The organism is Streptomyces albidoflavus (assembly GCF_000719955.1).
In the GTDB taxonomy this organism is placed as follows: domain Bacteria; phylum Actinomycetota; class Actinomycetes; order Streptomycetales; family Streptomycetaceae; genus Streptomyces; species Streptomyces albidoflavus.
Map to the genome: position 1 here is coordinate 1 of NZ_JOII01000034.1, position 12,754 is coordinate 12,754.

Here is a 12,754-nt window from a genome sequence, read left to right on the forward strand (position 1 = left end):
TCCCCGCCCCCACCGCCCCGACCCCTGGCAGGTGACGCCGTGTCCGACAGGCAACCCCCGCGCCGCCGCGTCCCCGGCCCCGCCCGCCCGGCCGGCGGCTCCGGCAAGGCGGCCCGTTCCGGCGCGGCTGCCAGGGGCGGAGCCGCCAAGGGCACGGCCCGCAAGGCCGCCGAACGCCGCACCCCGCGCGCCGGGCAGGGCTCCGGCAGGCCCGCGCCCCGGCCCCGTACACCGGGGAACCCGCCGCGCCGGCCGGGTCTCAGGCTCGGCCGGCCCCGGCCGAGGCTGCGGCTTATCGGGTTCGCGCTGACGCTGGTGATGGCGGTCTTCGTCGGGCGGCTCCTCCAGCTCCAGGCCGTAGACCCCCAGGCGTACGGCGCTGCCGCCGCCGCCAGCCGCTCGTACAGCGGGGTGCTCGCCGCCGAGCGGGGCGCGATCACCGACCGCAACGGCGTCGAACTCGCCTCCAGCGTCGACGCGTACGACATCACCGCCGACCCCTCGATGTTCACGCCGGAGCGGACCGGCGTGAAGGACGCGCCGCTCCAGGCCGCGCAGATCCTCGCCCCGGTGCTCGGCGCCGAGGCCGAGGAGATCACCGCCAAGCTGCGGCGCGACGACACCCGGTACGTGGTGCTGGCCCGGCGTCAGACCCCGCAGGTGTGGAAGCAGATCAAGGACCTGAAGACCAGCTTCGCCGAGGAGTTCGACAAGAGCGGGCGCCGGTCCGCCGACCCGGAGACCAACAGCGTCCTGGCCGGCATCTTCCCCGCCGCCACCAGCAAGCGGGTCTACCCGGGCGGCGACCTCGCCGCCGGGATACTGGGCTGGGTCAACGCCGAGGGCAAGGGCGCCGGCGGCCTGGAGGCGCAGTGGGACAAGAAGCTGGCCGGCGAGGACGGCCGGATCAGCTACGCCCAGGCGGGCGGCCGCCAGGTGCCCACCGCCGGCAGCGAGGAGGACCCCGCGGTCCCCGGCTCCGGCCTGGAACTCACCATCGACCGCGACATCCAGTGGGCCGCCCAGAACGCCATCGCCGAACAGGTCACCAAGTCCAAGGCGGCCCGGGGCTACGTCATCGTCCAGGACACGGCCACCGGCGAGATCCTGGCCCTGGCCAACGCCCCCGGCTTCGACCCCAACGACCTCACCAGGGCCGCCGCCACCTCCCTGGGCAACGCCGCCGTCCAGGACGCCTACGAGCCCGGCTCCACCGCCAAGGTCATGTCGATGGCCGCCGTGCTGGAGGAGAACGCCGCCACCCCCGGCACCCACGTCACCGTCCCCAACCGGCTGCACCGGGGCGACCGCCTCTTCCAGGACGACGTCGACCACCCCACCTGGTACCTGACGCTCAACGGCGTCCTGGCCAAGTCCAGCAACATCGGCACCATCCTCGCCGTCGAACAGCTCGGCAAGACCCAGCCCGAGGCCAACAAGGTCCTCCACTCCTACCTCAGGAAGTTCGGCATCGGCCGCCCCACCGGCCTCGGCTTCCCCGGCGAGACCCCCGGCATCCTCGCCCCGCCCCAGGACTGGTCGACCTCGCAGCAGTACACGATCCCCTTCGGCCAGGGCGTCTCCATCAACGCCCTCCAGGCCGCCTCGGTCTACTCGACCATCGCCAACGGCGGCGTCCGCGTCGCCCCCACCCTGGTCCGCGGCACCCACGACGGCGAGGCGTTCACCCCCGCGCCCGAGGCGGAGAAGACCCGGGTGGTCAGCGAGAAGACCGCCAAGACCCTCTCCCTCATGCTGGAGTCGGTCGTCGACGACGAGGAGGGCACCGGCGTCAAGGCCCGCATCCCCGGCTACCGCGTCGCCGGCAAGACCGGCACCGCCAACCGCGTCGACCCCGAGACCGGCCGCTACAAGGGCTACACCTCGTCCTTCGCCGGCTTCGCCCCCTCCGACAAGCCCCGCGTCACCGTCTACTGCGCCATCCAGGACGCCACCCGGGGCAGCTACTTCGGCGGCCAGATCTGCGGCCCCGTCTACAAGCAGGTCATGGAGTTCGCCCTGAAGACCCTCCAGGTGCCGCCCAGCGGCGCCAAGCAGGCCCGGCTGCCCGTCACCTTCACCCCCGAGGACTGACCAGGAACCGCGTGGATACGATCACCCCCGAACCGGGGAACCACCGCCCGGAAGGCGACGACGCCACCGGACCCGCCGCCCCCTCATTTCGCGACCGGAGGGGTGCGCCCGGTACGCTCACCGCCGTGCCACACGCTGATCACTCCGAAACACCGCAGGCCGCACTGAAGGGTGCTCCCGTGACCTACCCGGGGCCTCCGCGCCCGCTCCAGGTTCCCGCCACCACGCTGGAGGAACTGGCCGATCAGCTCGGCGTCGACGCCCGAGGGGCCGAGACCCCCGCCGCCGTCGTGCTCAGCGGCATCACCCACGACTCCCGCGCCGTGCGCCCCGGCGACGTCTACGCCGCCCTGCCCGGCGCCCGCGTCCACGGCGCCGACTTCTCCGCCCAGGCCGCGAGCCTCGGCGCCGCCGCCATCCTCACCGACCCGGCCGGCGCGGGCCCCGCCCTCGCCACCGGGCTGCCGGTGCTGGTCGTCGGCGACCCGCGCGGCCGGATGGGCGAGGTCGCCGCCACCCTGTACGGGCACCCCGGCCGCGACCTGCTCCAGATCGGCATCACCGGCACCTCCGGCAAGACCACCACCGCCTACCTCATCGAGGGCGGCCTGCGCGCCGCCCAGGAGGCCCGGGCGAAGGAGACCGGCGAGGAGATCCCGCCCACCGGACTCATCGGCACCGTCGAGATGCGCATCGGCGACGAGCGCATCAAGTCCGAGCGCACCACCCCCGAGGCCACCGACCTCCAGGCGCTCTTCGCCGTCATGCGCGAACGCGGCGTCCGCGCCCTGGCCATGGAGGTCTCCAGCCACGCCCTGGTCCTCGGCCGCGTCGACGCCTGCGTCTTCGACGTCGCCGTCTTCAACAACCTCAGCCCGGAACACATGGAGTTCCACTCCGACATGGAGGACTACTTCCGGGCCAAGGCACAGCTCTTCACCAAAGCCCGCTCCAAACTCGGCGTCGTCAACCACGACGACGAGTACGGGCGCCGCCTGCTGACCGAGTCCGAGGTGCCCGTCATCTCCTTCTCGGCCGAGGGCCACCCCGACGCCGACTGGCGCGCCGAGGACGTGATCGTCGGCAGCCTCGACTCCACCTTCACCGCGGTCGGCCCCGAGGGCGAACGGATCAGCGCCCGTTCGCCGCTGGCCGGGCCCTTCAACGTCGCCAACACCCTGGCCGCCGTCGTCGCCCTGGCCGCCGCGGGCGTCGACCCGCAGACCGCCGCCGACGGCATCGCCGCCGTCCCCGGCGTCCCCGGCCGCCTGGAGCGCGTCGACGCCGGACAGCCCTACCTCGCGGTGGTCGACTACGCCCACAAGACCGACGCCGTCGAATCGGTGCTGCGCGCCCTGCGCAAGGTCACCGAGGGGCGGCTGTACATCGTGCTCGGCTGCGGCGGCGACCGGGACACCACCAAGCGCGGCCCGATGGGCGCCGCCGCCGCCCGCCTCGCCGACCTCGCCGTCCTCACCTCGGACAACCCGCGCTCCGAGGACCCCCTCGCGATCCTCTCCACCATGCTCGCCGGTGCCGCCGAGGTGCCCATCCACGAGCGGGGCGACGTCATCATCGACGCCGACCGGGCCGGAGCCATCGCCGAGGCCGTCGTCCGCGCCGAGGCCGGGGACACCGTCCTGGTCGCCGGCAAGGGCCACGAACAGGGCCAGGACATCAACGGCGTGGTCCGCCCCTTCGACGACCGGCTGGTGCTGCGTGCCGCCATCGAGCGGGCCGAGGCCCGCCGGGCCGCCGCGGACCTGCCGGGCACCACCCAGCAGGCCGCCGAGGCGGCCGCTGGCGCACAGGCAACCCCTCAGAAGAACGCGGGATGAACTTGTGATCGCCCTCTCCCTGGCCGAGATCAGCAGCATCGTCGGCGGGCAACCCGCCGACATACCGGACCTGGACGCCCAGGTCACCGGACCGGTCGTGATCGACTCCCGGCTCGCCGCCCCCGGCAGCCTCTTCGCCGCCTTCGCCGGTGAACGGGCCGACGGCCACGACTACGCGGCCACCGCCGTCGAGACCGGAGCCGTCGCCGTCCTCGCGACCCGGCCCGTCGGCGTGCCCGCCCTCGTCGTGGACGACGTGGAGCGCGCCCTCGGCGCGCTCGCACGCGCCGTCGTCGAGCGCCTGGGCACCACCGTCGTCGCCCTCACCGGCTCCGCGGGCAAGACCTCCACCAAGGACCTCGTCGCGCAGCTCCTGACGCGCGTCGCGCCCACGGTCTGGACGCCCGGCTCCCTCAACAACGAGATCGGGCTGCCGCTCACCGCGCTGCGCGCCGAAGCGGACACCCGCCACCTCGTCCTGGAGATGGGCGCCCGCGGCATCGGCCACATCCGCTACCTCACCGGCCTCACCCCGCCGCGGATCGGCGTCGTCCTCAACGTCGGCAGCGCCCACATCGGCGAGTTCGGCGGGCGCGAGCAGATCGCCCAGGCCAAGGGCGAACTGGTCGAGGCCCTCCCCGAGGACGGCGTCGCCATCCTCAACGCGGACGACGGTCACGTGCGTGACATGGCGTCACGTACCAAGGCACGGGTCGTCACCTTCGGCGAAGCGCCGGAAGCGGACATCCGCGCCGAGAATGTCCGTCTCACGGAGAACGGCCGCCCCGCCTTCACGCTGCACACACCCTCCGGGTGCGGCGACGTGACCATGCGCCTGTACGGTGAGCACCACGTGTCGAACGCGCTCGCCGCCGCCGCCGTCGCATCGGAACTGGGCATGCCCGTGGACGAGATCGCCCAAGCGCTCTCCGAGGCGGAGTCCCTGTCCCGGTGGCGGATGGAGGTCACCGAGCGCCCGGACGGTGTGACGATCGTCAACGACGCCTACAACGCGAACCCCGAATCCATGCGGGCCGCCCTGCGCGCGCTCGTGGCGATGGGCGGCGCCCGCCGCGGCGAGGGGGGCCGCACCTGGGCGGTGCTCGGACAGATGGCCGAGCTGGGGGACGAGGCGCTCACCGAACACGATGCCGTCGGGCGGCTCGCCGTCCGGCTGAACGTGAGCAAGCTCGTGGCAGTCGGCGGCAGGGAAGCGGCCTGGCTGCAGATGGGCGCATACAACGAGGGTTCGTGGGGTGAGGAGTCGGTGCACGTGTCCGACGCACAGGCGGCGGTCGACCTGCTGCGCAGCGAGCTGCGCCCGGGAGATGTCGTACTCGTGAAGGCTTCCCGGTCCGTGGGACTGGAGAAGGTCGCCGCCGCTCTGCTGGCGGACGGTACGGGCGAGGGTGAGGTCGCCGCCCGATGATGAAGCAGATCCTGCTCTCCGGCGTCATTGGACTGTTCCTGACGCTGATCGGCACACCACTGCTGATCAAGCTGCTGGCCAAGAAGGGCTACGGCCAGTACATCCGCGACGACGGTCCGCGCGAGCACCACTCCAAGCGCGGGACGCCGACGATGGGCGGTATCGCCTTCATCCTCGCGACGATCATCGCGTACTTCCTGTCCAAGCTGATCACCGGTTACTCGGTGACCTTCTCGGGTCTCCTGGTGCTCGGACTGATGGCGGGCATGGGCCTCGTCGGGTTCCTCGACGACTACATCAAGATCGTGAAGCGGCGTTCGCTGGGCCTGCGGGCCAAGGCGAAGATGGCCGGACAGCTCATCGTCGGCATCGCCTTCGCCGTGCTGGCGCTCCAGTTCCCCGACAACCGGGACCAGACGCCGGCCTCCACCCGCCTGTCGTTCATCACCGACTTCGGCTGGAAGATCGGCCCGGTGCTCTTCGTCATCTGGGCGCTCTTCATGATCCTCGCCATGTCGAACGGCGTGAACCTCACCGACGGCCTCGACGGCCTCGCCACCGGCGCCTCCGTCATGGTCTTCGGCGCGTACACCTTCATCGGCGTCTGGCAGTTCCAGGAGTCCTGCGCCAACGCGGAGGTCCTCACCAACCCGGCGGCCTGTTTCGAGGTACGAGATCCGCTCGACCTCGCCGTGGTGGCCTCCGCGCTGATGGGCGCCTGCTTCGGCTTCCTCTGGTGGAACACCTCGCCGGCCAAGATCTTCATGGGTGACACCGGTTCGCTCGCCCTCGGCGGCGCCCTCGCCGGTCTCGCCATCTGCTCCCGCACCGAGCTGCTGCTCGCCGTCCTCGGCGGCCTCTTCGTCCTCATCACCATGTCCGTGGTGATCCAGGTCGGCTCGTTCCGCCTCACCGGCAAGCGGGTGTTCCGGATGGCACCGCTCCAGCACCACTTCGAACTCAAGGGGTGGTCCGAAGTCCTTGTGGTGGTCCGCTTCTGGATCATCCAGGGCATGTGCGTCATCGTCGGCCTCGGCATCTTCTACGCAGGATGGGCAGCCATCAAGTGACCTGGCAGGACCAGCACATCACCGTGGCCGGCCTCGGGGTGAGCGGCATCAGCGCCGCTCGCGCCCTGGCCGGCCTCGGCGCGCACGTGACCGTCGTCGACGGCGGTGAGAGCGAACAGCACCTGGCGCGCGCCGCCCAGCTCGCCGCCGCCTTCGACGCCCCGGACACCCCCGGCACCGTCACCGTCCGCCTCGGCGACGCCGACACCCTCCCCGAGCCGACCGACCTGGTCGTCACCTCGCCCGGCTGGAAGCCGGACTCGCCGCTCTTCGCGGCCGCCGCCGAGGCGGGCGTCGAGGTCGTCGGCGACGTGGAGATCGCCTGGCGGCTGCGGCCCGAAGGTGCCGCCGACTGGCTCTGCGTCACCGGCACCAACGGCAAGACCACCACCACCCGGATGCTCGCCGCCATCCTCACCGCGGCCGGCCTGCGCACCGAGGCGGTCGGCAACATCGGCACCCCGCTGATCGACGTGGTCCTCGCCGCGGAGCCGTACGACGTCCTCGCCGTCGAACTCTCCAGCTACCAGCTGCACTGGACGCCCTCCCTGCGCGCCCACTCCGCGGCCGTCCTCAACCTCGCCCCCGACCACCTCGACTGGCACGGCTCCATGGAGGCGTACGCCGCCGACAAGGGCCGGATCTACGAGGGCAACCGGGTCGCCTGCGTCTACAACACCGCCGACCCGGCCACCGAGGCCCTGGTCCGCGCCGCCGACGTCGAGGAGGGCTGCCGCGCCGTCGGGTTCACCCTCGGGGCCCCCGGCCCCTCCGAACTGGGGGTCGTCGAAGGACTCCTGGTCGACCGGGCCTTCGTGCCCGACCGGCACCGGCAGGCCCAGGAACTGGCCGAGGTCGCCGACGTCGACCCGCCGGCCCCGCACAACATCGCCAACGCCCTCGCCGCCGCCGCCCTCGCCCGCGCCTACGGCGTCGAGGCCCGCGCCGTCCGCGACGGCCTGCGCGCCTTCGCCCCGGACCCGCACCGGATCGAGAAGGTGGCCGAGATCGACGGCGTCACCTACGTCGACGACTCCAAGGCCACCAACACCCACGCCGCCGAAGCCTCCCTCAACGCCCACCGGCCGATCGTCTGGATCGCCGGCGGGCTCGCCAAGGGCGCCGTCTTCGACGACCTGGTCACCTCCGCCGCCGACCGGCTGCGCGGCGTCGTCCTCATCGGCCAGGACCGCGCCCTGATCCGCGAGGCGCTCGCCCGACACGCCCCCGACGTCCCGGTCGTCGACCTGGACCGGACCGACACTGGGGCGATGTCCGCGGCGGTCACCGCCGCCCGGGACCTCGCCGAGGCGGGCGACACCGTGCTGCTGGCCCCGGCCTGTGCCTCGATGGACATGTTCACCAACTACAACCGGCGCGGCGAGGCGTTCGCCGAGGCCGTGCGGGCCCTGGCCACAGGCGCCTGACGCCCGCACCCCGCCCCCGGCCCGCCGCCGCCCGCCGAGGGCGGGGCGGGCCGGTGCGAGGAACCGCCGCGCCGGGGACGACTGGAGGGGACAGCGACCATGCCGGCCGACACCGACCGGAGCCGGCGCACCGCGCCGCGCCCGCGCACCACCGCGCCCCCGGCCGGGCGCCCCCTCGGCGCCCGCCTGCGCGACAACCCGGTCACCCGCTTCCGCCGCCGCGTGCAACGCGCCTGGGACCGGCCGCTGACCGCGTACTACGTCATCGCCGGCGCCAGTGTGCTCCTCATCGTGCTCGGGCTGATCATGGTGTACTCCTCCTCGATGGTGTACGCCATCAACCGGGGCCTGGGCAGCTCCTACTTCTTCTCCAAACAGCTCGTCGCCGCCCTCGTCGGCGGGGTGCTGCTGGTGATCGCCGCCCGGATGCCGGTCAAGCTCCACCGGGCGCTGGCCTACCCGATCATCGTCGGCTCGGTCGCGCTGATGGCCCTGGTCCAGGTCCCCGGGATCGGCCAGGAGATCAACGGCAACACCAACTGGATCTCGCTCGGCGGCCCCTTCCAGATCCAGCCCAGCGAGTTCGGCAAGCTCGCCCTGGTCCTCTGGGGCGCCGATCTCCTCGCGCGCAAGCAGGAGCGGCGGCTGCTGGCCCAGTGGAAGCACCTGCTGGTCCCGCTGGTCCCGGCCACCTTCATACTGCTCGGCCTGATCATGCTCGGCGGCGACATGGGCACCGCGGTGATCCTCACCGCGATCCTCTTCGGGCTGCTGTGGGTCGCCGGCGCCCCCACCCGGCTCTTCGCCTCGGTCCTCGCGGTCGCCGCCGCCATCGGCGCCCTGCTGATCTGGACCAGCCCCAACCGCATGGCGCGGCTCAGCTGCCTGGGCGCGACCGACGCCGGCCCCGCCGACATCTGCCTCCAGCCGCTGCACGGCAGCTACGCCCTCGCCTCCGGCGGATTCTTCGGTTCCGGTCTCGGCGCGGGTGTGGAAAAATGGGGTCAACTGCCGGAAGCGCACACCGACTTCATCTTCGCCGTCACCGGGGAGGAACTCGGCCTCGCCGGGACACTGTCGGTACTCGCGCTCTTCGCGGCTCTAGGCTATGCGGGTATCCGCGTGGCCGGACGCACGGAGGACCCCTTCGTGAGGTACGCCGCGGGAGGTGTGATCACCTGGATCATGGCGCAGGCCGTGATCAACGTCGGTGCGGTGCTCGGCCTGCTGCCGATCGCCGGTGTCCCGCTCCCGCTGTTCTCCTACGGTGGGTCCGCCCTGCTGCCGACCATGGCCGCCATCGGGCTGCTCATCGCGTTCGCGCGGGCGGACCCGGCCGCACGGGCGGCACTGGACATGAGACTGCCCGGCAGGAAGCGGGCAGCGGTGAGATGGAACACGATGCGACGGCGCGCCCGAGGGCGCTCGTCCGGAGAGCGGTGAATTTCGGTGCATGTCGTACTCGCCGGTGGGGGGACCGCCGGTCATATCGAGCCGGCGCTCGCCCTCGCGGACGCCCTGCGCAGGCAGGACCCGACCGTGGGGATCACGGCACTGGGCACGGAACGCGGCCTGGAGACCAGGCTCGTGCCGGAGCGCGGCTATGAACTGGCGCTGATCCCCGCCGTCCCCCTGCCCCGCAAGCCCACCCCCGAGCTGATCACCGTCCCCGGGCGGCTGCGCGGCACGATCAAGGCGGCCGAGCAGGTCCTGGAGCGCACCAAGGCCGACGCGGTCGTCGGCTTCGGCGGCTACGTGGCCCTCCCCGGCTACCTGGCGGCCAAGCGGCTCGGCGTGCCGATCGTCGTCCACGAGGCCAACGCCCGCCCGGGCCTGGCCAACAAGATCGGCTCCCGGTACGCCCACGGCGTCGCCGTCTCCACCCCGGACAGCAAGCTGCGCGACGCCCGCTACATCGGCATCCCGCTGCGCCGCGCCATCGCCACCCTGGACCGGGCCCGGGTCCGCCCCGAGGCGCGCGCCGCCTTCGGCCTCGACCCCAACCTGCCGACCCTGCTGGTCTCCGGCGGCTCCCAGGGCGCCCGCCGCCTCAACGAGGTCGTCCAGCAGACCGCCCCCTCGCTCCAGCGGGCGGGCATCCAGATCCTGCACGCGGTGGGCCCGAAGAACGAACTGCCGCACGTCGACAACATGCCCGGGATGCCGCCCTACATCCCGGTACCGTACGTGGACCGCATGGACCTCGCCTACGCGGCGGCGGACATGATGCTCTGCCGCGCCGGCGCCATGACCGTCGCCGAACTCTCCGCCGTCGGGCTCCCGGCCGCCTACGTCCCGCTGCCCATCGGCAACGGCGAACAGCGGCTCAACGCCCAGCCGGTGGTCAAGGCCGGCGGCGGACTCCTCGTCGACGACGCGGAACTGACGCCGGAGTGGGTGCAGCAGAATGTGCTGCCGGTCCTCGCGGACCCGCACCGGCTGTACGAAATGTCCCGCGCGGCCTCCGAGTTCGGCCGCCGGGACGCCGACGACCTGCTCGTCGGCATGGTGTACGAGGCGATCGCCGCACGGCGCGCCAACCACTGAGGGGGCGGCCCACGCCCCCCATGACGCAGGAGGCGACAGGGAGCGTGGCCGCAACGACGACCGCCCGGCGCGGGCGGAACTCCGGGACCGAGGAGCCGCCCGCGCGGTCCGCGAAAGCGCCGGGTCCCGGCCCGCGCCGCGGACGCCTCCTCCTGCTTCTCGCGGCCGCCGCCGCCCTGTTGGGCGGGGCGGCCGTCTGGGCTCTCTACGGCTCCTCGTGGCTGCGGGTCGAGTCCGTGACCGCCGAGGGGACCCGGGTACTGACCTCGGCCCAGGTCGAGAAGGCCGCCGCCGTGCCGAAGGGCGTCCCGCTGGCCTCCGTCGACACCGACGCCGTCGCCGCCCGGCTGCTGGCCGAACTGCCCCGCCTGCGCACCGCAGAGGTGGAGCGCTCCTGGCCCCACGGCATCGAGCTGCGGGTGAGCGAGCGGCGGCCCGTTCTGATCATCGCGAAGAACGGACAATATGGTGAAGTGGACCGGGAAGGCGTGCGGTTCGCGACGGTGGGTACGCGCCCGAAGGGTGTGCCCCTGCTGAAGCTGGACGCCGCCCGTTCCCCGAGCCTGAAGCGCTTTCCCGTGAGCAGGCTCCGGGCCGAGGCGGTCACCGCGGCCGCCGACGTCCCGGCGGCGGTCCGGGGGGAGCTGAGGGCCGTCCGGGTGCGTTCTTTCGACGCCATCTCGCTGGAGTTGAGCGGAAACCGCACGGTTGTCTGGGGAAGCGGTGAGAAGGGTGATACGAAGGCGAAGGCGCTCACCGCACTCCTGAAAGCGGCCCCGAAGGCCCGTCACTTCGACGTGAGCGTGCCCACCGCGCCTGCGGCGTCGGATGGTTGACGGAAGATCCGCAGGCCAGCACCCTGGTTGGCCCGTGCTACGGGTGATCACATAGGGTGAAAAGAAAAACGGGAGGTTCGGCGTGTTCGTTGAACGCGCGCCGCTTGTCGACTTAGTGTCCTGTCCGGAACAGTCCAGGAAACAGGCACACTGGTAACCCTGAACGTCAACGTTAGGGTTCGGGTCGGCGTTCGGACCGTCCCCATTCGACATCAGTCGTCCGCCGAGCGGCATCGCCCGGCGGCGACACGTAATCGAGGCGAGAGGCCTTCGACGTGGCAGCACCGCAGAACTACCTCGCAGTCATCAAAGTCATCGGTGTCGGCGGCGGTGGTGTCAATGCCATCAACCGGATGATCGAGGTCGGTCTCAAGGGCGTCGAGTTCATCGCCATCAACACGGACGCCCAGGCGCTGTTGATGAGCGACGCCGACGTCAAGCTCGACGTCGGCCGGGAACTCACCCGCGGACTCGGCGCCGGAGCCAACCCGGCCGTCGGCCGCAAGGCGGCAGAGGACCACCGCGAGGAGATCGAGGAGGTCCTCAAGGGGGCCGACATGGTCTTCGTCACCGCGGGCGAAGGCGGCGGCACCGGCACCGGCGGCGCCCCCGTCGTGGCCAACATCGCGCGCTCGCTCGGCGCCCTCACGATCGGCGTGGTCACCCGCCCGTTCACCTTCGAGGGACGCCGCCGGGCCAACCAGGCGGAGGACGGCATCGCCGAACTCCGCGAAGAGGTCGACACCCTCATCGTCATCCCCAACGACCGTCTGCTGTCCATCTCGGACCGTCAGGTGAGCGTTCTCGACGCTTTCAAGTCCGCGGACCAGGTACTCCTCTCCGGAGTCCAGGGCATCACGGACCTCATCACCACCCCCGGCCTGATCAACCTCGACTTCGCCGACGTCAAGTCGGTCATGTCCGAGGCCGGTTCGGCCCTGATGGGGATCGGTTCCGCCCGCGGCGACGACCGCGCGGTGGCCGCGGCCGAGATGGCCATCTCCTCCCCCCTCCTGGAGGCGTCGATCGACGGCGCCCGCGGGGTCCTCCTCTCCATCTCCGGCGGTTCCGACCTCGGCCTGTTCGAGATCAACGAAGCCGCCCAGCTGGTCAGCGAGGCCGCCCACCCGGAGGCCAACATCATCTTCGGCGCCGTCATCGACGACGCCCTCGGCGACGAGGTACGGGTCACCGTCATCGCCGCCGGCTTCGACGGCGGCCAGCCGCCGGCCAAGCGGGACAACGTCCTCGGCTCCTCCTCCGCCAAGCGCGAGGAGCCGGCGCCGGCCGCCCGCCCGGCGGCGGGTGCCGAACCGGCCCGCCCGGCCTTCGGCAGTCTCGGCAGCGTGACCCCGCGCGAGGAGCCGGCCCAGCAGCCGGCCGCCGCCGAGCCCGAGCCCGCCCCGGCCACCGAGCTGCCCGCCACCCCGGTGGCGCCGCCGCAGGTTCCCCCGGCCCGGTACGACAGCCAGGCCGAGGAACTGGACGTGCCGGACTTCCTCAAGTGATATCG

The 12,754-nt window shown here is 72.4% G+C and carries 9 protein-coding genes; all 9 read left to right on the forward strand.

Translation table 11 applies throughout. The annotated features are described in order from the left end of the window. Positions 1 to 39 precede the first annotated feature (39 nt). Entirely contained in the window at positions 40 to 2,094 is a 2,055-nt protein-coding gene (locus IF45_RS0125920) for a peptidoglycan D,D-transpeptidase FtsI family protein (RefSeq protein WP_018895603.1), read from the forward strand. Positions 2,095 to 2,105: 11 nt separating this feature from the next. After that, positions 2,106 to 3,932: a UDP-N-acetylmuramoyl-L-alanyl-D-glutamate--2,6-diaminopimelate ligase gene (locus IF45_RS0125925; protein WP_026047972.1), complete on the forward strand. Its 1,827-nt coding sequence runs from the start codon at positions 2,106 to 2,108 to the stop codon at positions 3,930 to 3,932. A 4-nt stretch (positions 3,933 to 3,936) separates the two neighbouring features. Next, the gene (locus IF45_RS0125930) at positions 3,937 to 5,361 is read left to right on the forward strand and encodes a UDP-N-acetylmuramoyl-tripeptide--D-alanyl-D-alanine ligase (protein ID WP_008408584.1); all 1,425 of its coding nucleotides are present in this window, start codon (positions 3,937 to 3,939) and stop codon (positions 5,359 to 5,361) included. Further along, positions 5,358 to 6,431, forward strand: coding sequence for a phospho-N-acetylmuramoyl-pentapeptide-transferase (gene mraY, locus IF45_RS0125935; RefSeq protein WP_003947584.1), 1,074 nt, complete (start codon positions 5,358 to 5,360; stop codon positions 6,429 to 6,431). The genes IF45_RS0125930 and mraY overlap by 4 nt, the downstream gene beginning before the upstream one ends. Next, the gene (gene murD, locus IF45_RS0125940; RefSeq protein WP_030309864.1) at positions 6,413 to 7,858 is read left to right on the forward strand and encodes a UDP-N-acetylmuramoyl-L-alanine--D-glutamate ligase; all 1,446 of its coding nucleotides are present in this window, start codon (positions 6,413 to 6,415) and stop codon (positions 7,856 to 7,858) included. The genes mraY and murD overlap by 19 nt, the downstream gene beginning before the upstream one ends. A 99-nt stretch (positions 7,859 to 7,957) precedes the next feature. Continuing rightward, positions 7,958 to 9,301 (forward strand): putative lipid II flippase FtsW, encoded by a 1,344-nt coding sequence (gene ftsW / locus IF45_RS0125945; RefSeq protein WP_010637280.1) that lies wholly within the window; start codon positions 7,958 to 7,960, stop codon positions 9,299 to 9,301. A 6-nt stretch (positions 9,302 to 9,307) separates the two neighbouring features. Beyond that, the gene (gene murG, locus IF45_RS0125950; RefSeq protein WP_003947581.1) at positions 9,308 to 10,405 is read left to right on the forward strand and encodes an undecaprenyldiphospho-muramoylpentapeptide beta-N-acetylglucosaminyltransferase; all 1,098 of its coding nucleotides are present in this window, start codon (positions 9,308 to 9,310) and stop codon (positions 10,403 to 10,405) included. Positions 10,406 to 10,449: 44 nt separating this feature from the next. Further along, positions 10,450 to 11,241 (forward strand): cell division protein FtsQ/DivIB, encoded by a 792-nt coding sequence (locus IF45_RS0125955; protein WP_030309865.1) that lies wholly within the window; start codon positions 10,450 to 10,452, stop codon positions 11,239 to 11,241. A 275-nt stretch (positions 11,242 to 11,516) separates the two neighbouring features. Next, positions 11,517 to 12,749: a cell division protein FtsZ gene (gene ftsZ, locus IF45_RS0125960; RefSeq protein ID WP_030309867.1), complete on the forward strand. Its 1,233-nt coding sequence runs from the start codon at positions 11,517 to 11,519 to the stop codon at positions 12,747 to 12,749. Positions 12,750 to 12,754: the final 5 nt, after the last annotated feature.

Excerpts from the sequence above, each read along its gene's own strand:
- mraY (WP_003947584.1), top strand. The coding sequence starts at position 5,358 with ATGATGAAGCAGATCCTGCTCTCCGGCGTCATTGGACTGTTCCTGACG.
- murD (WP_030309864.1), top strand. The coding sequence starts at position 6,413 with ATGGGCAGCCATCAAGTGACCTGGCAGGACCAGCACATCACCGTGGCC.
- ftsW (WP_010637280.1), top strand. The coding sequence starts at position 7,958 with ATGCCGGCCGACACCGACCGGAGCCGGCGCACCGCGCCGCGCCCGCGC.